Genomic DNA, 26,074 nt, shown 5'->3' with positions numbered 1-26,074 from the left:
AGCAATCTGCTCTCTGTAGATTTCGTATGTTTTATCGGAAAGTGAGGTTATATGAATGAAAAAAGTAACATTGATTCCACAAGCACTTAGCTATGCCAAAGAAATCCACCGTTTATCACAGGCGCCCGAAGTAAAGAATGCCCTCGGACTCCCTACACAATCTGTGGAGGATACGGAAAACTTTATTATTAATACAATAATGGAGGAATCTGAAGGGAAAACTATTTCCCGTTTAATTTTGAATGAAGAGGATCAATTGATCGGGATTACGACACTGATGTTTATCGATCAGTCCAATAAGCAATGCCATATCGGAAGCTGGATTGGAGTGGATTATTGGGGACAAGGCTATAACCTGGCCTCTAAAATAGAACTTTTGAAAATAGCATTTGAATACTTGCATCTTGAGGTAGTATTCGCCGGTGCACGTACAGTCAATTTGCGTTCCCAAAAAGCACAGGAAAAACTCCCGTTCATATCTTTAAATATCGAACAGCAATTTCCCGAAGAACATTTACTGCTGGAAAAAAGACAAAAGCAGCCGTGTATTTTAAATGCTGTTTTCAGGGACGACTTTCTCAACTATTTATATCCAACACAAAAAGAACGGAAAATTTAGAGATTACTCTAATTTTCCGTTCTTTTTTATTTGTTTTAGTTAGCAGTTGCTTGTTTTGTGAAACGAGGATGCGCCCAAAGTTCACGCCATTTTATGAATGATGTAATTACAATGATCAATCCTAATGTCAGCATAATAATTGATAAAATACCGTTTAAAATATTGTAACCACCAGCCATCTCGTTCCAGTAGACATTTTTCACCATCCAGAATCCGGCTACATTTACCGTAATATATAAATACACTAACGGAATAAAACAAGTTAATGCATAAATCCGTTTATCTGCTACTTTCAATACGAATGTTACACCACATACAAGTCCAATGGAGGCCATCAACTGGTTGGATACACCGAACAATGCCCAGACAGAAGCAATATCCCCCGAATTTAATAAGTATCCCCACATGATACAGGCCAATGCACTTGCCCCAATTGCCCCCGGGAGCCAATCCGTCTTTTTCAGCGGCTTATACACATTTCCTAAAAAGTCTTGAATTAAGTAACGCGCTGTACGTGTACCTGCGTCAATTGCAGTTAATATAAATACAGCTTCAAACATAATAACAAATTGATAGAAGTAAGCGGTTAGATGGCTAAACCATTCTACCCCGGCAAATATGGATGCCATACCGACTGCAAGGGTTACAGCACCACCGGTACGCCCCTCTAAATCCATGCCAATCGCTTCTGAGAGCACCGGTAAATCGACAACGGTCATTCCTAATTTCGCAAATGCTTCCGGTGATGAGTTAATCGCAAAGTAATCTGCCGGGTGTAATACAGTTGCAGCGATCAGTGCCATTACCCCAACGACACATTCTACGAGCATTGCACCAAAACCAACTACGCGGATATCATCCCAGCGATTTAACATTTTCGGTGTAGTACCGGACCCTACGAATGCATGGAAACCGGAAATAGCTCCACAAGCGATTGTAATCGAAACGAAAGGCCACACAGGACCTGCTACGATTGGACCGCCTCCCAGGAAGTCTGGAATAATTGCAGGGAACTGGATTGCAGGGTTAATAATAAACACACCAATGATTAAAGCAACAAATACCCCTATTTTCATAAAACTGCTTAAATAATCGCGTGGTGCCAGTAAGAACCAGACTGGCAAAGCCGCCGCAAAGAAAGCATAAATCGGCAATAGAATCGATAATGTTTCACGGTCCAATGTTAGTACATCACCTAACCAAGTACCTTGAATTGACGGTCCGTAGAAAACGGCTCCAACGAGGAGGATGACCCCAAGTATCGTTGAAATCTTCAAGTTCCCTGTAAATTTATTGATCAGACCCATGAGCATCGCAATCGGAATCGTTGCGGCAACAGCAAAAGTTCCCCAAGGGTTTTCTGCTAAAGCTCCTAAAATAACCATTGATAAACCAGCCATTGTAATTGTAATAATGAATAGCATCGCTAATCCTGTACAAAAACCGGCTACAGGCCCAAGCTCTTCACGCATAACTTCCGATAATGACTTCCCGCCTTTTGTCATCGAAGCAAACAATACAACGGCGTCGTGTACTGCTCCCCCAATAACAGCACCAATTAATAACCAAAGATAACCCGGTAAATAACCGAATTGTGCGGCTAAAATTGGTCCAACTAACGGTCCTGCTGCTGCAATTGCTGCAAAGTGATGCCCGAAAGCTACCCAACGATTTGTCGGCACGTAATCTTGTCCGTCATTTTTTTCATTTGCAGGTGTTGGCGTATCTTCATTAATCTTTAATACTTTTTTTGTAAAGAAAATCCCGTAAAAACGATAGGCAATTACTAAAATACATATCGCCCCAATTACTAGTGTAATTGCATTCATTTCGCTTTCCCCCCTTATGTATCTTTCTTATGTTGTGATATAACAATAACAAAGTTTTAAACTGTTGTATCACAATATTTAAAATTAACTGAAAATTATGCATAATAGCTATTTTATCATACTAAACTACCGAAATTGTATAAATTATCTAAATAATATAAATAATATTCCCTTACAATGCTTCACATACCTATGTTATATGAAAAATTTCTTCAATTGAAAGAACATCATCAGTTATTTCTAATAACTTTATATCATTTTTTTGTAATATAAATGAAATATAATTAATGTTTAATATTGTGCGAGATGGGAATTTAACTAGTAAGCTTAGCAATAAGCTAAAAAATTTTCACTAGGAGGATGTAAGAAATGGCTAATAACAACAAACGTAATCAGAATCAGAATGACGGACAAATGACGGTTCAAGAAGCGGGTCGTAAAGGCGGAGAAGCTACATCTAATAACCATGGTAGAGAATTTTATGAAGAAATCGGCCGTAAAGGTGGAGAAGCGAGCAGCGGAAACAACCAAGGCGGTAATAACAACAACAACAACAACAACAACAACAATAACAACAGCGGCGGCAAAATGAGCCGTGAAGAAGCTGGCCGCAAAGGCGGAGAAGCGAGCCGTAAAAACAATAACAACAATAATAAATAATAATCATTTAATTGACCTTGAAGATAGGTTAATTCCGGATGTAAATCTTAAATATTTACGTTAACAAAGGATGTTTGTCATTTAGAAGAATGGCAAACATCCTTTTTGTATGCTTTTATTCGCTTATCCAAAATTTCTCTCCAACAGTATACATAATCAAACAAATTACTTGAAAATATTATATAGTAATTATATATTATTTTATGCTTGCGTTAATTTACGCAAGCGCTTTATTGTGTTTTCTTATTTATTTTATATATAGAGAAAAGGAAATGAGCGCAAACATGCAACAATCTACAAACGAATTTTTATATGAAATAATTTATTCCACTATAAAGGCTACCGGCCTCATTACAATGTTGGAAGAGGATCATACCGGCGTAAATATGAGCTATAACTTTATAACAAATGTTGTTAGTTTTGATGCAAACCGTTTAGTGAAAGCAGCTGGAGAACTATCCGGCATTCCATTTGATCAATATGTAAAAACCATTACACTTCATGAACTAGGTCATGCTATTGACCGTCCTGCACTAGATGCTTCTTTAACTAGAACCCTCGATTATTTTGATATGCGAGATCAATATTCTACTAAAGAAATTTTTAATAATCCTGAATTACTAGGTATGATTATTGAAGAACATCAAATGAACATTGCTTTTGAGGAAACAGCATGGGCTAATGCAGAAACCCTGAATCAAAAATTACAATTCATCGATCAAAATTCATTTGAATTGATAAAAAAACATAGTCTTTCCACATATATTAGAAATTATGAAGAAGATTTGGCGGCATACAAACAGCTGCTTGAACAAACAGAGCTTCTGCCTGCCTAATTTTAGTGAGCCCCAAAAAAAGAATTAATGCATGTAATAAAACAACGATCTTGAAAGCGAATATTTCCTTTCAAGATCGTTTTTCTTTAATAATTTAATTTAATTTTATATTTCAATAACTATCGGCAAAATCATTGGCTTTTTCATTTTTAATGTAAAAATATACTGATCTACCGCGTGTTTAATCGCTTTTTTCATAGCAAAAGGATTGGCTTCATTAAAGTTTTCTACAGCTGCCTGAGCAATTTCGTTAATATCATTTATTAATCCTTCGGATTCCCTTGCATAGACGAATCCTCGTGAAATACTGTCCGGACCTGAAATAATGGAACCATCGAATTTACTGATTGTGACGACTATAACAAGCATCCCATCTTCGGATAGCTGCTTTCGATCCCGCAGTACGATTTCACCGACTTCATCACTTCCAGTACCATCCACATACGTATCTCCCGCCGGAATTGCACGTGTTTGCCGTGCTTCCCCGCCTTTAATATCAACGATTTCACCATTTTTAAGAATAAATGTATGCCCTTTTTCAACTCCAACCGCTTCCGCCAATGAACGATGAATATGAAGCATGCGGTATTCTCCATGAATCGGAATAAAATATTTGGGTTTCATGAGTGTCAGCATCATTTTTAAGTCTTCTTGATAGCCATGTCCGGAAACGTGCATACCGGTAATGCTTGAATTTCCGTAAACTACTTTTGCGCCAAGCTGAAACAGATTATCAACTATTTTTGAAACATCTTTTTCATTTCCCGGTATAGGAGAAGCTGCGAAAATAACCGTATCTCCTTGGACAACCTTGACATCTCGATTACGACCAGTTGAGAGTCGGGAAAGCGCAGCTAATGGTTCCCCTTGGCTTCCTGTACATAATATTACTGCCCGTTCCGGTGGTAACTCTTTTAACTCTCTTGGTTCGATCAGCATCCACCCTGGAATATCCAGATAGCCTAGTCTCATCGCTACAGACGTAACATTGACCATGCTGCGACCTAATAATACAATTTTTCGATTTGTCTTTTTTGCTGCTTCGACAATTTGATGAATACGATTTACATTGGATGCAAATGTAGAAATGAAGATTTTTCCGGTCGCTTTTTGAAACGCCTCATCCAAATGACGTCCAATTACTTGCTCGGATGGTGTAAATCCCGGACGTTCAGCGTTTGTACTTTCGGAAATAAGCGCAAGCACCCCTTCCGAACCGAGTGCTGCCATTTTGTGAATATCCGACGTTTGATCATTGACAGGAGTAAAATCAAACTTAAAATCACCTGTATGAATGATTTTCCCTTCAGGTGTATGAAAAACAATCCCTAAACAGTCAGGGATACTATGACTCGTTTTAAAAAATGTGAGTGATAATTGATCGAAACTAATTTTCGATTCTGCATTAATCTCATTTAATTCTGAATCGCGGAGCAATTTATGCTCCTTCAATTTCAATTCAATTAAACCGAGTGTAAATCTGGAAGCGTAAATTGGCATATTAATTTTCCTCAACAAATACGGGATACCGCCAATATGATCTTCATGTCCATGTGTTACAACTAAAGCTTTGATTTTATGTTTATTTTCCTCCAAATAACTTAAATCCGGAATAATCAAATCGACTCCTAATAAACTTTGATCCGCAAATTTTCCCCCACAGTCAACAATGATTAATTCTTGTCCATATTCAATGACATACATATTTTTTCCGATTTCATTAATGCCGCCAAGTGCAAAGATGGATAATGTATTTTCAGTATTTAGCAACTTCGAGTCCTCCTATAGGATGGATATTTTTATGTGTGCATAAATTTTCGCCTTATCTACTAGTATTTCTAATTTAAAAAGAAACTATACGAAAGCAGTTCACCATGTTCTGAAATAATTCATCGTATTTCGCTCATACTAAAATCGAAAGGAATTGATTATGATGCTTAACGAAAAACAGCTTACCAAATTAAAACGTCTGCTCATCGAACAAAAAAGAGAATTGATTGGTGATGTCAATACAAATGAAAATGAAATTATTGCTCGTGCCAGTTTAAGGGATTCTACGGATGAACTCTCTACTATCGACAATCATCCCGCGGATTTGGCGACAGAATTATATGACCGTGAAAAAGATATGGCGCTAAAAGTGCATAGTGATGACTTATTGGACCAAATCGAAGCAGCATTTGAACGGATGAATGACGGTACATATGGAGTTTGTGCAAAATGCCAAACAGAAATCCCATATGATCGGCTGCAAGCAATTCCGTATACTACTTTTTGTATTGAGCATAGTAATGCAAAAACTCCTGCAACAGATCGACCGGTTGAAGAACAACTGCTCCATCCGGCTGTTGACAACTCTTTTTCAAATCGGGAAAAGGATGATGAACTTCAAGATAACGAAGACTCCTTCCAAATTGTTGCACAGTATGGAAACTCCGATACACCAGCAGATTTTGAAGGGGATTTCGATCACTACAATGATTTATATAAAGACAAAGATGATGAAGATACTTATTCCGCACTGGAAATATTGCATGTATCAAAAGAAGATTATCTTCAGGGGCAAATTTCCAAAGAATATGCAGATGAAGCACGTAAACACGATTATTTAGAATGACCGCAATATAATCAAAAAGCCGAGAATTTCTGTGTTCTCGGCTTTTATCATTATTTAGCGATTTTTAAAATGGGCTTTATAGTAGTCCCCTTTTTAGAGTCTTCAAATGCTTCGTTGATTTGTTCGAATTCATAAAATTTTACGAGTCGATCAAACGGGAATTTACCATCTTTATAATAATTGACTAACTCCGGTATAAAAACTCGGGGTACCGAATCTCCTTCAATGACCCCCATCATTGTTTTTCCTTCTGCCATAATATCGTTATGGACATCAATTGCCATTTCAGGTGTTACACCTACAATGGCACAAGTACCTAATGGGCGTAATGCATTTAGGGATTGTTTGACAACGGGCGGTACACCTGTCGTTTCAACAGCATAGTTTGAACCGCCGTTGGTAATCTTTTTCACTTCGGCTACGACATCAACATTTCGTCCATTCAATACATGTGTCGCCCCTAGTTCTTTTGCAAACTCCAATCGGGAATCATGGACGTCCACGGCAATAATTTGTTTACAGCCTACAATTTTTGCTGCCATCAATGCGGACAAACCAACAGCCCCGCATCCGTATATGACAATTGTGGAACCAAATTGTGGTCGAAGGCGATTTAATACTGTCCCGGCACCTGTTTGAATCCCGCAGCCTAGAGGACCAAGCAACGCTAAGTCAACATCTTTATCTACTTTTACAACATTTCGCTCATGTGCAATTGCATATGTCCCGAATGAAGACTGGCCGAAGAATGTTGCTAACTCGGTACCATCTTTTGAAAGGCGTGTTGTATAGTCATTTTGGACACCGCCAAAGTTGAGTGGATTAAACGTATCACATACTGTAGGATGGCCAGTCAAACAGTTTGGACATGAACCGCAATGTGCAAATGAAATGACAACATGGTCACCCTTTTCTAAACTTGATACGCCTTCACCTACTTCTTCCACAATTCCCGATCCTTCATGACCAAGAACGGCAGGAAGTGGAGCAATTGCTAAATCACGTGCTACCGCATCCGTATGACAAACACCAGTTGCTACAATTTTAATCAATACTTCATTTGCTTTAGGAGATGCAAGTTCCACTTCCTGCAAGACGAAATCTTTTCCTTGTGCTTCAGTTACAGCTGCTGTAATTTTCATTTCTTTGTGTCTCCTTATTTGTTAATTTATTCTCACCTACCTTACTATTCCCAATCATTTTGTAATTACACTTAATAATAAAAAGCAGATCGTAAAACAAAAAAATTGTGTAAAAGCAATTGCACTTTTACACATCATTATTCATTACTTAACACTAAAAAAATTATTACATGTGGGTAGTCATTTGATATAGTTCATCTGCAGTAGTTGCAACATCTCTCGTTTCTTCACCGATGTTGCTAATGACACTTGTTAAGTTTGTTATATCCATTGCGACTTCTTTTATTTGTGTTTCATTTTGTTCGATTGCCTTTAAAATTTGCTGGAATTTCATTTGAGTATTAATAGATACGTCCAGACCTGAATCTACCCTTGACTGGACAGCATCAATCATTTGTACAGCAGTCGACGTCAACAACGTGGATGTCTGGATAAGGTTTGTTATATTTTCTACTGAACTTTTCGATTGCTCTGCCAGTTTACGTACTTCCTGTGCGACAACTGCAAACCCTTTTCCATGCTCCCCTGCTCTTGCTGCTTCTATGGAGGCGTTTAATGCAAGTAAATTTGTTTGATCGGCAATATTTTTTACAAGGGCCACAATATTGATTATCTGTTCTGAAGAGGTTTTTAGATTTCCAATTAATTGTCCCATTTCAACCGTGCTGTCTTTAATTTCAAGCATCTCTTGTTCCAGCCTCGTAACTTCATTTTTCCCTGTCAAAGCATCTGTATGAATATGTTGGACAATTGCGACATTCGATTTGATTGTATTGCTTATATGTGATGTATGGCTGTTTACTTGTTCAACCGATTGATTCGTTTCTTCAGTTAAATCAGCAAGATTTTGAATAATGACCGATAACTTATTTTTTAGTTCTTGTTTGACAACATTATATTGCTCACTTCGAAGTTTTTGATTTTCCTTTTCATATTCTTCCAATACAATCTGCATTTCCAGATTAATAAGTTTCGAGACATTTAATGTAATTTGTTCCTTAAGTGCAAGATCCGTGTTTTTACTAATAAGTTCAATCATCGTTTCCTGCAATTTCTGAAATGTACCCATATACCATTTTGGGTCCAAGCCAATTTTGAAATGCATGCGGGCGATTTTCCGTTTCACTTCGATCGTTTTTTCATTAAATATGCCATCGAACATTGAAATAATATACGAATTCAATGTTTTCTTTAAACGATCGATTTTAGTGCGCTCTTCTATTATTTTTTTTAATGATGGTACAGCTAATACATTTTCATAAAATACATCCGTAATCTCTGATACACCAACTGTAATTGCAGGTTGATACGATTTTATGTACCGTAAATTATTTTCGTCTATTCCGATTAATTTCATCTGATGTGCTAATTCCGGCATGCTTGTAAATTGTATAATAGGCTTAAAGTAACCCATTTCTTCATATTTACTAATTCCAGCTATCGATTTTCGCTTCCACCATATCACCATTATCTTCACCCTTACATTTTGTATAGTATTTGTACAACATAATGCATTATTTTTTGCAAATTTCAGTAGCGTTTAATCCTTTTAATATACAAACATTGTACATCTTATATAAGTAAATGTATATATCATTAAATTTTTTTATAGTATATTTGTACTTAATGGTATACAGTAAAATTAAAACTTATAAAGTGAGGGGAAACTCATGTCCTGTAAAAACTGTGTCATATCTGAATTACAGTTTGATATTTTATTAGAAGGCGAAAACAATATAGCTATGATGGATATGATTGTCGACCACTTTAACCGTCGGAATTTAATGATTAGTAAAAAGGCACAGCTCGTAACAATACAAGAATCTGGCGTTAAGGAGTTTCTTGACTTTAGCAGAGATTATATGGAGCCCGAACAGATTTATTTTAGAATTGATGAGATGACTTGGAAGACTATTGCTGAAATCGAAACAGTTTTGGAAATGCAATGGATTGATGATGTCATATATAGAAATGCGATTGTCAGCTATTCACAGCCTATCGTAAATATCAGAAAAGAAATTTATGCTTACGAAGTACTGTCACGCTTTAGCCGTGAAGATGGGTCGCTAATTTACCCAAATGAAATTTTCACGGCAGCAAAAACCCGAGGCCGCTTGTATGCATTGGACCGTCTATGTCGTATGGCTGCTGTAAAATACGCTGCTGTGCTTAAGAAAAAAACATTTATCAATTTCATTCCTACATCGATTTATTCTCCGGAATATTGCCTCCAGTCAACGGTGAAGCTTGCTAAACTTCTGCAAATTGACCCGAATCAATTTGTCTTTGAAGTCGTCGAATCGGAGCAGGTCGATGATATTGAGCATTTAAAATCAATTTTGAATTACTATAACGAAAAGGGATTTCAATATGCTTTGGATGATGTAGGTGAAGGGTATAACACACTGGAAATGCTCTCAGACATAAAGCCGCATTATATGAAGCTTGATATGAAGTATGTACAAGGTGTAAAAAATGATCGCGAAAAACAACATACCGCTAAACAGTTTTTAAAGAAAGCACTTGAAATTGGTGCAACACCACTTGCTGAAGGTATTGAAAATGAGGAAGACTTTGAGTGGCTAAAACAAATAGGCTATGAGCTCTTTCAAGGCTATTTATTTGGAAAACCAAGCGTTGAACCACAGCGTTCTATTGCATAAGAAAAAAACTATGTGCAAAGTGGTTTCCCACTACTGCACATAGTTTTTAATATACTCATTGTATTAGTTAGCTATGAAGAGGTTTTCACTCGTTATTCTTTTGGCTTTAAATCTTCAATTGAATCAATGTCCATATATGCTGGGACAACGAAACCATTTTGTGTACCTTCTAAGTTTTCACCTAAATCGACGATATCATCTTTATGTTTTTCGTAGAATGACTGATGAGTTGTTGGTAACCACGGTGCCACAGTGGCATCCCCTTCACCTGTTGCAATTGCCTGGAACATAATTGCCGGGTCAACAGGGATTACTTCCACTTCATACCCTAAATTCTCCAACACTATTTTAACTACGCTGCTCGAAGCAATTTCCGAATCCCACGGTACTGAAATAAGTTTCACTTTTTCACCATTGCCTTGTGCAATACCTTGCGTCCACTCTTTTACTTTATCATCGTTCTTTTCTACCCATTCTGCTGCAGCAGTTTCAAAATCTGCCTTTTGTGCATCATACATCACTTTTTCCATATCTTCCGTTTCCCAATGGAATCGGTCAAGCACTGTGTAGACGTCCGGTAAATCCTTTTCAAGGTCTTTTCTTACAACAGTATTTATATTTTCCGCTCCACCTAAAACGCCTTTAGGATCTTCAAGAAATTTTAAGTCATAGGCAGAAAACATCCAATGTGGTGTCCAGCCAGTTACAATCACCGGTTCTTCATTGCGAATCGCTTGATCCAACGTCCCGATCATGCCAGCTGTTGAACTTTCCTGTAATGTCCAGCCTTCCAGATTTTCATATTGTTCTAATGTATCATGTGACAAACCTGTTATCCCCGCACCAGGCTCTATTCCAATGATTTTATAACCTACTTGTTCACCTATACTTGCAGATTCGTTGTTTGAATTATCACTGTTGCCTGTATCATCTCCGCATGCTGCTAATAACAATGCTGCAGACATCCCTATAGTTAAACCTAAAATTTTAAATCGTTTCAAAATACTTCATCCCCTATAACCTGAATTTATCTGCTCCCGAAAAAGCGACAACTCCATTTTATATACGAGTTGTTACTTTTGTCAAACTTGAGGTACAAATAAATAAAGCCCCGTATAGGCTATTTACGGGGCATATTTCTATTTATTCTTTCGGTTTTAAATCTTCAATTGAATCAATCTCTACATATGCCGGGACAACAAAACCATTTTGCGTACCTTCCAGATTTTCACCTAAATCAACAATATCGTCTTTATGTTTGTCATAAAAGGCTTTGTGCGTTGTCGGTAACCATGGTGCGACTGTTACGTCTCCTTCACCTGTTGCGATTGACTGGAACATAATAGCCGGATCAACAGGAGTCACTTCAGGCTCATACCCTAATTGTTCCAGCACTACTTTTATTACACTGCTTGATGCAAATTCCGAATCCCATGGTGTAGAAATGATTTTTACTTTTTCGCCATTTCCTTGCTCTATATCTTTTGTCCATTCACTTACTTTATCCTGATTATTTTCAACCCAATCCGCTGCTGCTACATCAAAGTCTCCACCTTCTTGTGCATCATACATTACCTTTTCCATATCTTCCGGTTCCCAGTAAAAGCGGTCAAGTACTGTATATACATCAGGCAGGTCCTGTTCTAAACCTTTTCTGGCAAGTGTTTGAATGTTTTCAGCACCGCCTAAAATACCTTTAGGATCCTCAAGTATTTTTAAATCATACGCTGAGAATTTCCAGTGTGGTGTCCAGCCTGTCACAATAACCGGTTCTTCATTCCGGATTGCCTTATCCAATGTACTCAGCATTCCGGCAGTTGAACTTTCTTGTAATGTCCAGCCTTCCAGATTTTCATATTGCTCCAACACTTCATGGGAAAGACCAGTTAGTCCTGCTCCAGGTTCAGTGGCAACAACGGTATAATTCACCTGTTCACCAATACTGGATGATGATTCGCCTGTTGAATTTTCCTTATTTTCCGTATCATCTCCGCAAGCGGCGAGCAGAAGTGCAGAAGACACCCCTAAAGTAATACCTACTGTTTTCATTTTGCTCATCTTCTCATCCCCTAAATTGAAATTTATATCCAAAAGTAACAACTCAATACTAACAACAGGTTGTTACTATGTCAAACGGATTTATCTTAAATATAGTTACTATAAAGTCCTTCATTCTTACTCGTGACTGGAATTCCAATAATATAAAAAACCTGCAGACAGAAGAAATAGATTCTTCGCCTACAGGCATTTTTAAAATTATTTTGTTTTTAAACCATACTTACCAAAACCGTCTGTACCGTCTCCAATATACTTAATAGCGCTGTTTTCATCTAAAACATCAACTGCTTTTTTAGAAGATTCAAATACAACGTTTACGCTATCCGGAATCGGAGCGAATTTCCAGTTACCATCTGCTGTCGGATCAATTGTTTTTTCGGCTAAAATATAGTCGATAATTGCCTGACGGTTTTCATCCGGATAAATTTCAACCGCTGTCGCATTACGAACACCCGGGAATGTACCGTTCGCACGATAGTTATTCGTCGCTACGATAAATTCCTGTGCCGCATCAATTGGCTTGCCGTTATATTGCAGATTGATAATACGTGATGCTTGTTCGTTTACTACATTTCCGTTCACATCGTATTTTGCCGGTTTTGTTACATCAATTTCATACGTCACACCGTCTATAACATCATAATTATACGAACGGTATTCGGCATTGATTAATTGCTGTTCATCTGCTTTTGCTACATCAATTCGATTGAATTGGCCTGCAGACATTTCCAGCCATTCTTTCACATCCGCCCCTGTTACTTTCAGCATAGCAAGTGTATTATCATATAAATATAAATCTGCTACATTTTTAATTGCAAGCTGGCCTTTTGGTACAAATGTATAGTATTCCGGATCGCTTCTTGTTCCTGCTTTGAATGGTGCACCCGCTGATAAGACAGGAAGGTTTTCATATGCTGTACCTTTCAGCTTTTGTTTCACATAAATTGATTGAGCATCCGTTACAATTTGAATAGAAGGATCATCCTGTACTTGCGAGAAGTAACTGTGAATGTTAGCTGTCGTTGTCCCCACTGCCTGACGCACATATTTAATCGTTCCTTCATGTGCTTCTTTCACACTTTCTACAACCTCAGCGCTGACAGTGTCATTATCTTTTGCAATTTCTCGCACCGCGCCAGTACCTGTTTTAACATCCCAAGCGTCGTCTTTTTTCTCGAGCTCTAGATCAATGACCCCTAAATGACTACCGAATTTGCCAGCCATAACTATCGGCTTGCCGTTCATTGTTCCTTTTTCAATATCCACATTTGTTATAGAGCTATCCACTTTACCAGGGAATACGCCATGGGCATGCCCTGTAATGATTGCATCCACATCTTCAATTGTAGAAAGTAAATACGATACATCCTCTTCGCCTTTTTCATGTGTAGCATCTCCCATACCTGAGTGTGAAAGTACTACGACAACATCCGCTCCTGCTTCTTTCATTTGCGGAACGACTGTTTTAACAGCCTCTACCGAATCATCAACTGTTACTTTTCCTTCTAAATTTGCTTTATCCCATTTCAAAATTTGAGGTGGTACAATACCTGTTACCCCAATATTAATTGTTGTCTTTTCACCTTTTGAATCAACCACTTCTTTTTCAATCATGACATATGGCTTATACATTAATTCCTTTGTCGCTGCATTGCGCACATTGGCATTAACATACGGGAATGGGGCATCATCCGTTACTTCATCGATAAATTCCAAACCGTAGTTAAACTCATGGTTACCGTATGTCGCTACATCATAATCAAGTGCAATCATTGCAGCAATCGATGGGTGAACTTCCCCGTCTTTTAATTTCGTTACGGACTGAATATACGAACCAAGCGGCGTTCCTTGTATTGCATCTCCATTGTCAAACAGCACTGTATTTGGATTTTCCTCACGTGCCTTTTCGATAAGTAGCGCAGTTTTTGCCAAACCTAAACTGTTCGTTGGAGTATCTTTGTAATAATCATAGTTTACAATATTTGTATGAATATCAGTCGTGCCTAAAATACGTAAAGAAACAGTCGTATTTGCTTTTACCGGACTGTATTCTTCCAAAAAGCGCTGAAGAATTTTTTGCATCTGCGCTTTTGTTACAAAATCGTTCGGGCGAATCGTTCCGTCATCAAAGCCTGTCAGTAATCCTGTCGCTACCGCTTTGGCCATTTCCTGGCGATTGCCTTTTCCAATTTTGTTTGCATCTTTAAACTGATCCAATACCTTTTCAGAATATGTTTCCTCATCTTGTAATCCTCTTGCCGCAATAAGGAAAGCATGTGTGCGTGTCAGTTTTTCGTCTGGAGCAAATTTAGTAGGAGTTTTTCCCTTAATCAACTTTAATTCCACCGCTTTTTCAATATAAGGCTTAAGTGAATCAGGTACATCCTGGAATTTTACAGACTGTCCAGTACCGACCTCTACTCCCAATGCATCAATTACGGCCTTCACAAACTCTCCACGTGTCATATCTTCATTCGTAGATGCTGGTGCCGCTGAAACTGCTGACATGCCACTTGCTAAAAGTGTTAGCGTTAAGGCTGAAGCAGATAGTTTTTTCAACATTTCTTTCACTCCCATATTCTGTAGTGTATAACAGAACTATCATACTAAATTGCCAGAATAGTAGAAAAGAGTATATTGGTACAGGATTCTTTTATATAAATAGTATTTTTATGACAATTTTTAATTTAGAGCATATTTACAGTTTCTTTTATATTATTACTATGACTAATCGCAGAAATAACTGCTACTCCATTTACTCCGGTTTGTCTCAGAATGAAACTATTTTCAGTGGAGATTCCGCCAATTGCTACAATCGGGAATTTAGGGAACTTAGATTTCGCATCTTCCAATAACGTCAGCCCTACTGGTGCTCTAGCATCATCTTTTGTGGTAGTTTCATAAATCGGACCGATCCCCGCATAATCTGCCCCATTTGCAATGGCCAATTCCAGTTGTTCCATTGTATGAACAGATACTCCGACAATTTTATTCTTCGCAAAAGATCTAAATTTTTCTACTTCAGTGTCTTCCTGTCCTACATGAATTCCATCTGCATTTAATGTGAATGCAAGTTCGACATCATCATTGATAAGGAATGGCACTTTATATGTTTGGCACAGTTTTTGGCATTGACGTGCAAATTGAATATACGCATCGCCTTTTAAAGCATTTTTGCCTTTTTCCCTCAACTGGAACACCGTAATTCCTGCCTGTAGCGCTTCTTCTAAAACAAGCAGCGGGTCACGATTACAATTGATCGTTCCCATAACAAAATATTTATTTAAATCAAAGGACATGAACATTACACATCCCCCGCTGTTCATGATAGGCGAAATGATTTGTCGGCCCAAACCCGTGACCGATATTGAGCGGATGACGAATCGCAAGCTGCACATATTTTTTTGCTTCTATAATGGCTGCCTCTATCGATCTTCCTTTTGCCATCTCCGCGGTGATTGCTGCCGAAAATGTACATCCTGTTCCATGAGTATGCTTCGTATCCACACGCTCAGTTTTCATTTTAAATGGTTGCTCCCCCCGAATGAAAACTGTATCTGTCGCATGCTTACTATTTAAGTGACCACCCTTTATGACAACACATTCAAGCCCTAGACTTAATAGATCCTGCGCCGCTAATGTGATATCTTCATCATTTTGAATTGTATAACCAGTCAGAATTTCCGCTTCCGGAATGTTCGGTGTACAAACGGTTGCAAGCGGCAATAACATTTCTTTAAGGGCCGTTGTTGCCTCCTGTTCGAGTAAACTTGCCCCCCCTTTTGCAATCATGACCGGATCAACGATTAGCGGAATTTCTGTATTTTTTAGTAAAGCGACAATTGATTCGATAATTTCAGCACTAAACAACATTCCTGTTTTAATTGCCTTAACATCAAAATCTTGAAGTACCGCTTTTAACTGAGCCTGAACAAAATCGGCCGTTGTCGGAAAAATCCCATGCACTCCTTGGGTATTTTGTGCGGTTAGTGCAGTGATGACCGATGTGCCGAATACACGGAGTTCCTGAAACGTTTTTAAATCTGCTTGGATGCCTGCACCGCCACCGCTATCTGAGCCTGCAATTGTACATGTAATCATTGTCGTCCCTCCGCTAAATTTTCTAGTTCATTCAGGAAATTTGTGTGGAAAGTTCCTATAGCTGCAACAGAATTGGCACCTGCCTGTTTATATTCATTCAGCAGCGTTAGTAAGTCATCAAACGGCTCTATACTGTTTGCAAGCACCGCTGCACAAAAGGCACTAAGCAAGCAGCCGCTCCCCGTCATTTTTGTTACTTTTTCATGACCGCCCGTTACAAATTCCACTCTTTCCCCATCTGTAATAACATCTTGTTCTCCTGTAACGATCACAATACATTGATAGTTATTAGCCAACTTTTTAGCAGTCGCTTCAACATCTATCTCCCCTTTTCCACTATCAACACCTTTGGAAGCCCAATTCGCTCCCGTGAGAGCCGCCAGTTCTCCAATATTGCAGCGGATTACATCAATCTTTAAAAGGTCGAGCAGTTGTTGTGCTGTTTCAACTCGGAACTTCGTTGCCCCAACCCCTACCGGATCAATAACAACCGGATTTTGATGCTTATTTGCGCTCAGTCCAGCTTGCTTCATCGATGCTACTGTCCTTTCATTCAAAGTACCCATATTCAAAAGTAATGCATTTGACTGAGCAGCCATTTCTCCCGCTTCTTCTATCGCATCGGCCATTACTGGTGAAGCACCCACCGCCAGCAAACCATTCGCTGTAAAGTTTGCGACGACATAATTTGTAATGCAATGTACTAACGGTTGATTTTTATGAATTGCTTGCAGGCTCATTTACATACACCCCTTGTTCCCAGCTTTGCTTTGTCCAAGGCATCTCCCAGAACATCCATTCGTAATAACAGCTTTTCTTAAAATGTTCCTGTAATATTTTTAGCTTTGCCGGCTGTTCTTTCGCATATCGATCAAGCATCGATTTTTGTACTTCAATATTTTGAAGCATCTCCTCGGAAGCATATAGTGCAATCCACTGTTCATAAAGAGGGACATTTGGGCATGCATCTTTTAACCTTTGCCCAATTTCCTGATACAGCCATGGGCAAGGCAAAATTGCCGCAAATGCTTCTGCTACATCTCCGTTATGCACTGCATTGTACATATGGCTCACATAGTTATAGGCTGCAGGAGCCGGTTCGAATTGCTCCAAATCATCCGCTGTAACACCTAATTCTTTAAACGTTGTACGGTGTAACTCCAGCTCTGCGTCATGAATAAATTTTGCTGTTTGCAGAAAATATTGAACATCGTCATCCGTAGTCGCTTTTGCAGCTGCCAGAGCAAGAACTTTCGTATAATGTTTTAAATAATACGCATCCTGCAGCATATAAAACTTAAACTTCTCCAGCGGTAAGCTCCCATCTGCAATCCCTTGTACAAAAGGATGATAGAAGCTAGCCTCCCAATAAAAATCCGTTTCTTTTCTTACCTCTTCACAAAATCCCATTGTTACTCCTCCTTTTTGTTGACGGAAGCACAAAAAAGACGCCTCAATATAGAGAGACGTCCCCAAAAAGTGTAAGTACCACTTTTCATTGCTCCCTACGTCCGTATTAACGGCCAGGTTCCAAGGGTCAGGTTTTAACCTTCTCAACACTACTGTGTCCCCCCGCAAATCAAATGCTTGTGTATTTGCAAAAGAAAGACTCCACGTAAAAGATACGCGGAGCCAAAGTAAGTACATATGTATAGCGTGTACTTTGCTCCCTACGTCCGTATTAACGGCCAGGTTCTAAGGGTCAGGTTTTAACCTTCTCAACACGAATGTGTCCCCCCGCAAATGCATTTAATTACCCCGAGTGTAACAAATTAATTCAAACCGGGCAAGTGAATTCAAAAAATTACGAAATTATTCAGTTAAAACTACCGCGCATCATTAGTAAATGTTTACATACTAATGATGCGCTGTGATCTATTGTAAATTGGCTACTGTTGATTTTTTCCCAGTCAGTTCTTGATAAGCCAGTGCATATTCTTCTGCCAGTTTATCAACATATTGTTGTGTAGAAGTAATCTCTTTAATTGCGCCGATTCCTTGCCCGCTTCCCCAAATATCTTTCCAGGCTTTTGCCGTATTATCATTGAAGTTCATTGCGGAAGGATCACTTTCTTTTAGATTATCCGGATCCATCCCTGCATTCATGATAGAACCTTTCAAATAATTCCCGTGAATTCCTGTAAATAAATTACTGTATACAATATCTTCTGCATTACTCTCAACAATCATCTGTTTGTATTCTTGACGAGCAAATGCTTCTTCTGTCGCGATAAACGGTGAGCCAATATAGCCAAAATCAGCCCCCATCGCCTGTGCAGCCAATACCGAATGGCCTCGTGCGATTGATCCTGATAAAGCTAATGGACCGTCAAACCATTCACGGATTTCCTGTACGAGCGCAAATGGGCTTTGCTGCCCTGCATGACCTCCCGCACCTGTTGCTACTGCTATGATTCCGTCCGCGCCTTTTTGAATTGCTTTTTTTGCAAAATAATTGTTGATGACATCATGGAAAACGATGCCTCCATAACTATGTGCTGCCTCAAAAACTTCTTCGCGTGCCCCAAGTGAAGTAATAATAATTGGAACTTTATATTTCACACAAAGCTCCATATCCTGTTCCAGCCGGTCGTTTGTTTTATGGACAATCTGGTTAATTGCAAATGGTGCTGCCGGCTGCTCGGGATTTCTGGCATTATAACTTGCCAACTCTTCTGTAATTTCGGCTAACCATTCCTCCAACTGACTTGCCGGCCTTGCGTTTAATGCTGGCATCGACCCCACAATACCTGCCTTGCATTGTGCAATGACCAACTTTGGATTGCTAATAATAAACAACGGTGCCCCAATTACCGGGATACGTAAGTTTTTTAAAATTTCCGGAACATTTCCCATCAATAATCCCCCTTTTATTCAACTACTACTAATACTTCATCAGTATCAACAAAATCTCCTTCTTAAATGAATGACAATCAAAAAGTCAGATGAATTGTCTCTTTTCATCTGACCGTCTAGTTTTACTTTTGCTATTTCTTCACGACATTAAAATTAGCCCCGATAAGCTGCCAGTTTTGGGGGAATGGCAATCCTAATTTCCAATAGCCGACACCGCGCAAATTCAAGCGCTTCACTAAATCAAACTTCGCCTGAATGGAACGGGCGTCTTCAAACCAGACAATATGTGAACGTCCTTGCTCATCATAGTAGTTAAAGTAAGGTGCCTGTGCTGTATAGTCGAATTGAATTGCCGCATTATAGCGTTTTGCCACTTCTATTGCGCGTTGCGGGCTTATTGCTTCTGCATAATCTCCTCCTTGTACAAAAGGTAATGTCCAATCATAGCCATACAAATTTTGACCAAGTAAAATTTTATTAGCAGGAATTTCTGTTAATGCATATTGTACTACTTGCTCGACTTGCGGCAGCGGAGAAACGGCCATTGGAGGACCAGCAGAATATCCCCATTCGTATGTCATCAGCATAACAAAATCTACTATTTCTCCATGCGCTTTATAGTCATGCCCCATAAACCACTCACCCGGCTGATCGGCTCTCGTTTTTGGTGCCAATGCAGTAGAAACTGTATACCCTTCTGCATGCAAACGCTCTACAGCTCTTCGAAGGAAATTATTGTAGGCTTCTCTCTGATCGCCCGATATACGTTCAAAATCAAAGTGGATATCTGAAATATTTCCGATGCGCTTTGCTTCAGCTATAATATTGTCCAGCAGTAAATTCTGAACAGCTACACTTTGGAAAATATCACGTGCAAGCTCAGCGCTAAACTGATAATCTTCGAGATTAGTAATCGCCATTGCTATACTTGTATTATTTTGTTCAGCGATCTCTGGTAATGGGTTTATTGTCGGTGCCTTTAATGAACCATCCCTCCTCGCTTCATAACTGAATACAGCTAAGTAAGTTAAATATGGACTCGCCTCACGAACTTGATCCAGCAGCATTTCACTTATCTCGTCGCCTCTCGGTTCTACATATGCCAAAATTTCTGCCGACCTTTTAGACGGTTCCGGTATATACAATGATGTTCCGATCATTAGCAATGCATCCGGATTCAAGCCATTTGCTTGCGCGAGCGTTAAATAATTCACCTGAAAACGTTGACCAATTGACCATAAACTATCGCCGGGCTGTACAATATAATATTGACCTTTCAGTGGAACGACCAATGCTTGCCCGACAACTAACCGAGCCGGCTCCGGAATTTGGTTGGCTTCCACTATACTTTGCACTGTTGTTCCATAAGCTTGTGCAATTGCCCACAATGATTCTCCCGGTTGTACAACATGAATTTGAATTGTCCGTCCTCCTTTTCCTATGTACTAATTTATGAACAATATACCGTCTTAATGCGAAAGATAGGTTAGAAATACAAAAGCATTAATAAAAACAATTTAGGATTTCCAATTATTCATATGCGCAACCGGGCCAACTGTTTCATACTATAATTGTGAGGTGAAAAAATGCCAAGAGTAAAATACCGGGATGCCGATGTCGATTTGATGGCTCGAATGATGCGGGCCGAGGCAGAAGGCGAAGGAAAACAAGGGATGCTGTATGTAGGAAATGTAATCGTTAACCGAGCAGTTGCTTCATGCTTGGACTTTAATGATGTAAGAACAATCGAGCAGGTTATTTTCCAAGTACAGGGCAATAACTATTCTTTTGAGGCAGTACAAAAAGGAAACATGTTTTATCAAAGGGCCAGAGAGACAGAAAGAAGATTAGCAAAACAGGCGCTGGACTATTGGAGACAACATCCAGCGAAGTATGCACTTTGGTATTTCAACCCATATGGTCCTTGTCCTCCAACATGGTACGATCAACCATTTACAGGTCAATTTAAACAGCATTGCTTTTATGAACCGATAGGCGGTACATGTGACAGTGTTTATCAGGGTTAACTGTATTTACTGCCCAAATATATAAAAAAGCCTTGCACAAATTATGTGACAAGGCTTTTATCCATTTCTTTATCAGCTATTTTTTATTTGACTGCTGGTTTTTATCATGATTTGTTTTATTGTTTTTATTTTTTAATTTCGAGTCGAATTCTTCAGCAAATTCCGCTGTATTATCTTCCGGATTCCGGTTATGACTTGTTGTATTTCGGTGCAGTTCTTTATAAGTAGAAAAAGGATTATGTGTTCGCGTATTCATCGTTTCTTTGCTGTTTTTGCTCATTTCATCACCTCCTACTGGCTTAATGTGCTCAGGATAGGAGGTTTTATGCTTTTTTCAGGCTTCCACGATTTTTGTAATGAAAAAAAGTTGTATAGCCATATTAAGAAGGAATCAAAATTGAAAGGAGCATTCACATGGGCAGAGACGATAGTAAAAGTAAAGGAACAAATAAACAATCATTACCGCAAACACCGAAAAACATGAAAATTGCACCGAACAAAGTAAAGGAAGAAATTGCGAATGAACTGACCGAACTCCATCAGCAAGCAAAAAAAGGGCAAAGAAAAATGTATTGATATGTAAATGGCCTTCACCACAGTACATACTGTAATGAAGGCCTGATTTACTTCAAGACAAAGGTTAGAACTGTCTCGCCTTCGCATTAATTCTCAAAATCTGGTTATGCAGAGTTACCTCTGTTTCCCCTTTGATTTGAGATTTTTGATGCTTGTCGCTCGCCCAGTTTTGGTGGATCTTCTTAGATTTTGGATCTGTGAAACCCTTCTTATCCATTCGTTCCGCCTCCCTATGTTTAAAAGTGAATCAATTGTAGTATGGCTGTACTCGCTGCAATTATTCCCTATAAAGATAAAAATTGATGTCGGTATCTTTCCTAACAATTTCGAATTTCTTCCGCGTATGGAATCATTGCAACCACCAATACTAAAAGTGTGAATCAGTCAATTTTCTTTGGAAAGGATGAAGAACAATGGCTAAAAAAAGTTCAGGTACACCTAGCTGGAAACAAAATCACCCGATTACTTTATTATCCAATTCCGTTGAACGAACAGAACGTGCAGTAAAACAGGCAATGTCCCACCCGGAAGAGTTTGCCGTTGAACATGCATTCAATTCAATGGAGCGTACCGAAAATGCGCTTGCCAATGCATTGCAAAGACAGGAGCATTTGGATATTGTCGAGCAAAATATATCCAAACTAGATGAGCTAAAGCAAAGCATCCTGGAAATTGATGAAAGCTTGAAGGATTCATAAAAGTTCCCCCGTTACATCTATGGACGTAACGGGGGACTTTATTTACATATAGAGCGCACTTAAAAAAATCCCTAAAGCTTCTTCATAAATTTCACCGAATTGGCTAATTGGCAATGGGTTCGTTCCTAGTCCCAGTTCGACTGTAAAACCTGGGCGGCGCCAATCTTGAATAAACCAGTCCTTATATCCCGCATAGCTTTCAATTGTCTGTACAGGCTCATATCCGCTTACCCTAGCAAATTCATTGACAAGCTGTTCTGTTTCAGGAGGTTCCAATCCCATGAATCCCCAATAAATAACTTGCCCTTGTGTATGGAAAGCCAACACACGCGCAAAATCCCGTTCAACAGTCAGTTCGGCCATCGCGATGGATTCCGGTTCTGATAGCGGACTTTCCCCACCATAGTCTCGCGGTCCAGGTGTTTTCGGATTTCTTTCTCTTTCCCGTTCCCATTCAGCAGGGAACTGGTCGTTTAGATCAACCCCATTAATATTCGCTTTCCAACCAGAGAAATCTGTACTGCCGCTATTCCATTCGATTAGGTTATTTCGGATTGTTTCATCTTCCGGAGGTCCGTTCAGCACTAAATCCACTCCGTCCGGATTTACCATAGGCACAATATTTAAATTCGTCTGATTATACAATGGCAATGTATAAAGCCCTCTTATTGCACCATTATTCGTAAGCGACAGTAAATAATCATTAAGAAATGTCATGACAACCGATGTCGTAATCCACTCATTGGCATGAAAAGAAGCATTAAAATGCACACGTTTCGGCCCATTCCCAATCGTGAGCCCCGGAATTTCTTTATCTAATATGGAATTGCCAATCAGGTCGTTAAATATAAACGGATAGATTGCCTGCAATGATTGAATATCCTGCACCATCGTCCTGTAATCATAATTTTGTTCACCGTTCACAACTCTCCATGTTACACGAACAGGCAGCAACAGCCGTAGACCGACTTGAAGTACGTATGGACTAAGTACCGGATTGAGCAGAAAAAGCGCATCCATCGGCATATTGATTCTTTGTGCTATCGACCAAACCGTATCTCCACGTTGAACCGTATATGGACTTGTCACATAACCTGGAATCTGAACAGATTGGTTGGGCATCAGTGCCTGTGCATTCAAATTCCGGTTTGAGTCAAGTATCAGCTGAAAAGGAACATTGAAAACTTGGCTATAATACCACAAGGAATCACCCGGTCTTACGAAAATCTCCACAAAGCTCCTCCCTCAATAAAATCATCAATAGGAAAGTATATGAATGCGGTGGAATGTTTAACACGGTTCGAGAAATGACTAATTCATGATCTTCAATCGCTTTCATTATCCCCAAATTCTTCGAGATCATCTTTATACTATGGCAGAAAATAAAAGCACAAAAAAGAAGCAGTCAATTACAACTGCCTCGCTCCAAATTTAATAAATCAACTTCATTTTCATCATACCAGTACTTTTCTGCTCTATCGATGTATGTTAAATGGAAATTCCTTTGTAAATCTTGAATAATTACCGATAACATCAGAAAAACCATGTTCTCCAATACCCCCTCATACTAGGTGCCCTCAAAAAAGAAACCTTGAAAGGCATTAGCCAATCAAGGTGCTATATTAATGAATTATATTTATATTATCATTCTTCAAAATGAACCAAATCATAAGGATAGTATGGAACTTCTCTTAATAGCGTATCATCTAATCGAAGGATTTTTGCAACTGCACCACTTTCATAGCTCCAATAGCCACTATAGATATCTTTATTGCCTTTATGAGATTCATACCATCCTGTATCATTGTGCCCTTTATACCATTATTTTTCCAGATAAACTTTTAACAACTCCAAAGCTGTATTTTGATTTTCCGCCTCAATAATATTTTGAACATATCCATATGGATTTGAAAACAGGTATTCCGATCCGTTATTTTCCCAGTCTGAATCAATATACTGTACTAAAAAATCGATCAATTTATCATTTAACTCTTCTTTTTTTATTAAATCTAATAAACTTTTTAACTGATCTTTAGAAACAATCGCTTTCGGGGTTTTCAAAACTTTTCCTATTGGGATGAAGGAGGCTAACGCAATACCTTTATCAAGGCCCGAAGCATCTTTATCAGCGAGCGTATTCACATCGTCCAATAGTAAGAAATCCAATAAACCTTTTTCGACTTTTGTAACGCCACTTCCCACGTCTCCTAGGAAATTAAGAAAACCATTTTCCTCTTCTTTCACCTCATTAATCACTTGATCCAACGATTGAATGCGATAGGCCAGTGCAATCATTAACGGATTCCGGGGTGAGAAGGATTGCCAGCATTCTACCTGGAAGTTAACACTCGCCAGGAATATTGAAAACAAAAAAGCACATGTCGCCTAATTTAGACAATCAAGTGCTTAAAAATCTATTTGTTTTCCTTGTTAATTACTATGAAAAACTTTATTAGCTGAAACATTATTTATTAGTAATTATGTCTTATTGTATATAGAGATTATCCTCCCAATTCATTCTCTATTAATTGTTTTCTAATTTTATGGGTTTCTATATCTGCTAATCTAACGGGAATAGGTAAACGACTCATATTATTAATACAGTTCAGAACAATTTCAGTACTTGTTTCTAAGTCAATCCAGTTCCCACAGGAAATAAAAATGGGTTTTACATTTTCTGTTGTTCTTAAAGTTCGACCATATATTTCATTATTAATTACAATATTGGTATAAGATCCTTTTATATTTTTTGGCATAATAAAATCTACACCTTGGATTTTAAGATAACTTTTTGCCACACCCATCGTTGGTTTATTTAAAAAAAATGAAGCATGAGTAGCAATTCCCATATGACGATAATGCAAATAACCATTACCATCAAACATATATAAATCCGGTTGGTTCGTAAGTTTTTTTACTGCTTCCATTACTAATGGTAATTCTCGAAAAGCAAGAAAACCTGGAATATAAGGGATTGTAATTTTACCATCACTGTATACTTTTTCAACAACTTCATGCGTAATATAATCAATGACTATAATACAACAGGTACCAAACGTATTTTCATTTACTTCCCAATACGCTATATCAACTCCAGCAACAAATTGAATTTCTTCAAGTTGAAAGTTATTTTTAAGGTGTACTTTTGGTAAAAGTGCACGCTGTTCATTTTTAAATTTTTCTATTAATTGATCTAATTTAGTATTATCCATTGAGATTACGTTATAAACCCATTTCAATAAGCGTTAATTTTTCTTTGGTTGGTTCAAGCTTTGGTTTTACTATATTTCCTTGTTGATCCCTCTTAGAATTATTTAAATTTCTCTTCATATTTTTATCTCTCTTCTTTCATACCAATTTTAGTGCATACTTACTGTATACCTTCTAACTAT

General features: G+C 38.4%; 27 protein-coding genes, 1 pseudogene and 2 riboswitches. Of the genes and pseudogenes, 8 read left to right on the top strand and 20 right to left on the bottom strand.

What is annotated here, in order from left to right:
• The first annotated feature begins 55 nt into the window (after positions 1–55).
• Positions 56–619: a GNAT family N-acetyltransferase gene (locus ABS917_RS02455; RefSeq protein WP_350477522.1), complete on the top strand. Its 564-nt coding sequence runs from the start codon at positions 56–58 to the stop codon at positions 617–619.
• Positions 620–654: 35 nt separating this feature from the next.
• Here ABS917_RS02455 and ABS917_RS02450 read toward each other — a convergent pair whose 3' ends face one another.
• A complete protein-coding gene (locus ABS917_RS02450; RefSeq protein WP_350477521.1) occupies positions 655–2,448 on the bottom strand; it encodes a carbon starvation CstA family protein in 1,794 nt (597 codons plus the stop codon).
• Positions 2,449–2,817: 369 nt separating this feature from the next.
• Between ABS917_RS02450 and ABS917_RS02445 the strand changes: the two genes are divergently transcribed.
• The gene (locus tag ABS917_RS02445) at positions 2,818–3,108 is read left to right on the top strand and encodes a KGG domain-containing protein (RefSeq protein ID WP_350477520.1); all 291 of its coding nucleotides are present in this window, start codon (positions 2,818–2,820) and stop codon (positions 3,106–3,108) included.
• Positions 3,109–3,392: 284 nt separating this feature from the next.
• Positions 3,393–3,944, top strand: coding sequence for an integrase (locus ABS917_RS02440; protein ID WP_350477519.1), 552 nt, complete (start codon positions 3,393–3,395; stop codon positions 3,942–3,944).
• A gap of 105 nt (positions 3,945–4,049) precedes the next feature.
• Here the strand turns inward: ABS917_RS02440 and ABS917_RS02435 are convergent, their stop codons facing one another.
• Positions 4,050–5,714: a ribonuclease J gene (locus ABS917_RS02435; RefSeq protein WP_350477518.1), complete on the bottom strand. Its 1,665-nt coding sequence runs from the start codon at positions 5,712–5,714 to the stop codon at positions 4,050–4,052.
• Between the two features lie 163 nt (positions 5,715–5,877).
• Here ABS917_RS02435 and ABS917_RS02430 point away from each other — a divergent pair, with 163 nt between their 5' ends.
• The gene (locus tag ABS917_RS02430; protein WP_350477517.1) at positions 5,878–6,561 is read left to right on the top strand and encodes a TraR/DksA C4-type zinc finger protein; all 684 of its coding nucleotides are present in this window, start codon (positions 5,878–5,880) and stop codon (positions 6,559–6,561) included.
• Positions 6,562–6,611: 50 nt separating this feature from the next.
• Here ABS917_RS02430 and ABS917_RS02425 read toward each other — a convergent pair whose 3' ends face one another.
• Both ABS917_RS02425 and ABS917_RS02420 read right to left on the bottom strand, forming a co-directional pair.
• Positions 6,612–7,703: an NAD(P)-dependent alcohol dehydrogenase gene (locus ABS917_RS02425; RefSeq protein WP_350477516.1), complete on the bottom strand. Its 1,092-nt coding sequence runs from the start codon at positions 7,701–7,703 to the stop codon at positions 6,612–6,614.
• 166 nt (positions 7,704–7,869) lie between these two features.
• On the bottom strand, positions 7,870–9,171 hold the full coding sequence (locus ABS917_RS02420; RefSeq protein WP_350477515.1) for a protoglobin domain-containing protein: 1,302 nt from the start codon (positions 9,169–9,171) through the stop codon (positions 7,870–7,872).
• A gap of 202 nt (positions 9,172–9,373) precedes the next feature.
• Here ABS917_RS02420 and ABS917_RS02415 point away from each other — a divergent pair, with 202 nt between their 5' ends.
• On the top strand, positions 9,374–10,366 hold the full coding sequence (locus ABS917_RS02415; protein ID WP_350477514.1) for an EAL domain-containing protein: 993 nt from the start codon (positions 9,374–9,376) through the stop codon (positions 10,364–10,366).
• Positions 10,367–10,458: 92 nt separating this feature from the next.
• On the opposite strand, the gene ABS917_RS02410 is transcribed toward ABS917_RS02415, so the two are convergent.
• From ABS917_RS02410 to ABS917_RS02370, 9 genes are all read right to left on the bottom strand, one after another.
• Complete coding sequence (locus ABS917_RS02410) at positions 10,459–11,367, bottom strand: glycine betaine ABC transporter substrate-binding protein (protein ID WP_350477513.1); 909 nt, start codon at positions 11,365–11,367, stop codon at positions 10,459–10,461.
• 142 nt (positions 11,368–11,509) lie between these two features.
• Positions 11,510–12,424, bottom strand: a complete 915-nt coding sequence (locus ABS917_RS02405) for a glycine betaine ABC transporter substrate-binding protein (RefSeq protein ID WP_350477512.1) — start codon at positions 12,422–12,424, stop codon at positions 11,510–11,512.
• A 198-nt stretch (positions 12,425–12,622) separates the two neighbouring features.
• Positions 12,623–14,986 (bottom strand): bifunctional 2',3'-cyclic-nucleotide 2'-phosphodiesterase/3'-nucleotidase, encoded by a 2,364-nt coding sequence (locus ABS917_RS02400; RefSeq protein ID WP_350477511.1) that lies wholly within the window; start codon positions 14,984–14,986, stop codon positions 12,623–12,625.
• 125 nt (positions 14,987–15,111) lie between these two features.
• Complete coding sequence (gene thiE, locus ABS917_RS02395; protein ID WP_350477510.1) at positions 15,112–15,729, bottom strand: thiamine phosphate synthase; 618 nt, start codon at positions 15,727–15,729, stop codon at positions 15,112–15,114.
• Positions 15,713–16,525 carry a bifunctional hydroxymethylpyrimidine kinase/phosphomethylpyrimidine kinase gene (gene thiD / locus ABS917_RS02390; RefSeq protein ID WP_350477509.1) on the bottom strand — a complete coding sequence of 271 codons (813 nt, stop codon included), beginning with the start codon at positions 16,523–16,525 and terminating at the stop codon, positions 15,713–15,715. The genes thiE and thiD overlap by 17 nt, the downstream gene beginning before the upstream one ends.
• Entirely contained in the window at positions 16,522–17,265 is a 744-nt protein-coding gene (thiM, locus tag ABS917_RS02385) for a hydroxyethylthiazole kinase (protein ID WP_350477508.1), read from the bottom strand. Before thiM ends, thiD begins: the two co-directional genes overlap by 4 nt.
• Entirely contained in the window at positions 17,243–17,935 is a 693-nt protein-coding gene (gene tenA, locus ABS917_RS02380; RefSeq protein ID WP_350477507.1) for a thiaminase II, read from the bottom strand. The genes thiM and tenA overlap by 23 nt, the downstream gene beginning before the upstream one ends.
• A 75-nt stretch (positions 17,936–18,010) precedes the next feature.
• A riboswitch (TPP riboswitch) is annotated at positions 18,011–18,109 on the bottom strand.
• A 66-nt stretch (positions 18,110–18,175) separates the two neighbouring features.
• Positions 18,176–18,274: riboswitch (TPP riboswitch) on the bottom strand.
• 126 nt (positions 18,275–18,400) lie between these two features.
• Positions 18,401–19,381, bottom strand: coding sequence for an NAD(P)H-dependent flavin oxidoreductase (locus ABS917_RS02375; protein ID WP_350477506.1), 981 nt, complete (start codon positions 19,379–19,381; stop codon positions 18,401–18,403).
• A 131-nt stretch (positions 19,382–19,512) separates the two neighbouring features.
• Positions 19,513–20,769: a LysM peptidoglycan-binding domain-containing protein gene (locus ABS917_RS02370; protein ID WP_483316043.1), complete on the bottom strand. Its 1,257-nt coding sequence runs from the start codon at positions 20,767–20,769 to the stop codon at positions 19,513–19,515.
• 198 nt (positions 20,770–20,967) lie between these two features.
• Here ABS917_RS02370 and ABS917_RS02365 point away from each other — a divergent pair, with 198 nt between their 5' ends.
• On the top strand, positions 20,968–21,408 hold the full coding sequence (locus ABS917_RS02365; RefSeq protein ID WP_350477505.1) for a cell wall hydrolase: 441 nt from the start codon (positions 20,968–20,970) through the stop codon (positions 21,406–21,408).
• A 76-nt stretch (positions 21,409–21,484) separates the two neighbouring features.
• On the opposite strand, the gene ABS917_RS02360 is transcribed toward ABS917_RS02365, so the two are convergent.
• A complete protein-coding gene (locus ABS917_RS02360) occupies positions 21,485–21,688 on the bottom strand; it encodes a hypothetical protein (protein ID WP_008405113.1) in 204 nt (67 codons plus the stop codon).
• A 134-nt stretch (positions 21,689–21,822) separates the two neighbouring features.
• Between ABS917_RS02360 and ABS917_RS02355 the strand changes: the two genes are divergently transcribed.
• Entirely contained in the window at positions 21,823–21,984 is a 162-nt protein-coding gene (locus ABS917_RS02355) for a hypothetical protein (protein ID WP_350477504.1), read from the top strand.
• A gap of 64 nt (positions 21,985–22,048) precedes the next feature.
• Here the strand turns inward: ABS917_RS02355 and ABS917_RS02350 are convergent, their stop codons facing one another.
• Positions 22,049–22,201 carry a YpzG family protein gene (locus tag ABS917_RS02350; RefSeq protein WP_008405111.1) on the bottom strand — a complete coding sequence of 51 codons (153 nt, stop codon included), beginning with the start codon at positions 22,199–22,201 and terminating at the stop codon, positions 22,049–22,051.
• A gap of 196 nt (positions 22,202–22,397) precedes the next feature.
• On the opposite strand from ABS917_RS02350, the gene ABS917_RS02345 reads away from it, so the two are divergent.
• Positions 22,398–22,682, top strand: a complete 285-nt coding sequence (locus ABS917_RS02345; protein ID WP_079528174.1) for a hypothetical protein — start codon at positions 22,398–22,400, stop codon at positions 22,680–22,682.
• A 42-nt stretch (positions 22,683–22,724) separates the two neighbouring features.
• On the opposite strand, the gene ABS917_RS02340 is transcribed toward ABS917_RS02345, so the two are convergent.
• The 5 genes and pseudogenes from ABS917_RS02340 to ABS917_RS02325 form a co-directional block, all read right to left on the bottom strand.
• Positions 22,725–23,915, bottom strand: coding sequence for a M14 family metallopeptidase (locus ABS917_RS02340; RefSeq protein ID WP_350477503.1), 1,191 nt, complete (start codon positions 23,913–23,915; stop codon positions 22,725–22,727).
• Positions 23,916–24,087: 172 nt separating this feature from the next.
• Entirely contained in the window at positions 24,088–24,228 is a 141-nt protein-coding gene (locus ABS917_RS02335; RefSeq protein ID WP_350477502.1) for a hypothetical protein, read from the bottom strand.
• A 98-nt stretch (positions 24,229–24,326) separates the two neighbouring features.
• Positions 24,327–24,491 (bottom strand): annotated as a pseudogene (locus ABS917_RS18910) (PoNe immunity protein domain-containing protein); the annotation flags it as partial.
• A 12-nt stretch (positions 24,492–24,503) separates the two neighbouring features.
• Entirely contained in the window at positions 24,504–24,977 is a 474-nt protein-coding gene (locus tag ABS917_RS02330) for a hypothetical protein (RefSeq protein ID WP_483316042.1), read from the bottom strand.
• Positions 24,978–25,183: 206 nt separating this feature from the next.
• Positions 25,184–25,894 carry an endonuclease V gene (locus ABS917_RS02325; protein WP_350477501.1) on the bottom strand — a complete coding sequence of 237 codons (711 nt, stop codon included), beginning with the start codon at positions 25,892–25,894 and terminating at the stop codon, positions 25,184–25,186.
• Positions 25,895–26,074 lie beyond the last annotated feature (180 nt).

Origin of the sequence: Solibacillus sp., from assembly GCF_040273735.1 — a bacterium.
GTDB lineage: Bacteria > Bacillota > Bacilli > Bacillales_A > Planococcaceae > Solibacillus.
This window is presented reverse-complemented; position numbering and strand designations above follow the sequence as displayed.

Coding starts and splice junctions, on each gene's coding strand:
- ABS917_RS02455 (WP_350477522.1), top strand. CDS start 56: ATGAAAAAAGTAACATTGATTCCACAAGCACTTAGCTATGCCAAAGAA.
- ABS917_RS02450 (WP_350477521.1), bottom strand. CDS start 2,448: ATGAATGCAATTACACTAGTAATTGGGGCGATATGTATTTTAGTAATT.
- ABS917_RS02445 (WP_350477520.1), top strand. CDS start 2,818: ATGGCTAATAACAACAAACGTAATCAGAATCAGAATGACGGACAAATG.
- ABS917_RS02440 (WP_350477519.1), top strand. CDS start 3,393: ATGCAACAATCTACAAACGAATTTTTATATGAAATAATTTATTCCACT.
- ABS917_RS02430 (WP_350477517.1), top strand. CDS start 5,878: ATGCTTAACGAAAAACAGCTTACCAAATTAAAACGTCTGCTCATCGAA.
- ABS917_RS02425 (WP_350477516.1), bottom strand. CDS start 7,703: ATGAAAATTACAGCAGCTGTAACTGAAGCACAAGGAAAAGATTTCGTC.
- ABS917_RS02420 (WP_350477515.1), bottom strand. CDS start 9,171: ATGGTGATATGGTGGAAGCGAAAATCGATAGCTGGAATTAGTAAATAT.
- ABS917_RS02415 (WP_350477514.1), top strand. CDS start 9,374: ATGTCCTGTAAAAACTGTGTCATATCTGAATTACAGTTTGATATTTTA.
- ABS917_RS02405 (WP_350477512.1), bottom strand. CDS start 12,424: ATGAGCAAAATGAAAACAGTAGGTATTACTTTAGGGGTGTCTTCTGCA.
- ABS917_RS02400 (WP_350477511.1), bottom strand. CDS start 14,986: ATGTTGAAAAAACTATCTGCTTCAGCCTTAACGCTAACACTTTTAGCA.
- thiE (WP_350477510.1), bottom strand. CDS start 15,729: ATGTTCATGTCCTTTGATTTAAATAAATATTTTGTTATGGGAACGATC.
- thiD (WP_350477509.1), bottom strand. CDS start 16,525: ATGATTACATGTACAATTGCAGGCTCAGATAGCGGTGGCGGTGCAGGC.
- thiM (WP_350477508.1), bottom strand. CDS start 17,265: ATGAGCCTGCAAGCAATTCATAAAAATCAACCGTTAGTACATTGCATT.
- tenA (WP_350477507.1), bottom strand. CDS start 17,935: ATGGGATTTTGTGAAGAGGTAAGAAAAGAAACGGATTTTTATTGGGAG.
- ABS917_RS02375 (WP_350477506.1), bottom strand. CDS start 19,381: ATGGGAAATGTTCCGGAAATTTTAAAAAACTTACGTATCCCGGTAATT.
- ABS917_RS02365 (WP_350477505.1), top strand. CDS start 20,968: ATGCCAAGAGTAAAATACCGGGATGCCGATGTCGATTTGATGGCTCGA.
- ABS917_RS02360 (WP_008405113.1), bottom strand. CDS start 21,688: ATGAGCAAAAACAGCAAAGAAACGATGAATACGCGAACACATAATCCT.
- ABS917_RS02355 (WP_350477504.1), top strand. CDS start 21,823: ATGGGCAGAGACGATAGTAAAAGTAAAGGAACAAATAAACAATCATTA.
- ABS917_RS02350 (WP_008405111.1), bottom strand. CDS start 22,201: ATGGATAAGAAGGGTTTCACAGATCCAAAATCTAAGAAGATCCACCAA.
- ABS917_RS02345 (WP_079528174.1), top strand. CDS start 22,398: ATGGCTAAAAAAAGTTCAGGTACACCTAGCTGGAAACAAAATCACCCG.
- ABS917_RS02335 (WP_350477502.1), bottom strand. CDS start 24,228: ATGGTTTTTCTGATGTTATCGGTAATTATTCAAGATTTACAAAGGAAT.
- ABS917_RS02330 (WP_483316042.1), bottom strand. CDS start 24,977: ATGATTGCACTGGCCTATCGCATTCAATCGTTGGATCAAGTGATTAAT.
- ABS917_RS02325 (WP_350477501.1), bottom strand. CDS start 25,894: ATGGATAATACTAAATTAGATCAATTAATAGAAAAATTTAAAAATGAA.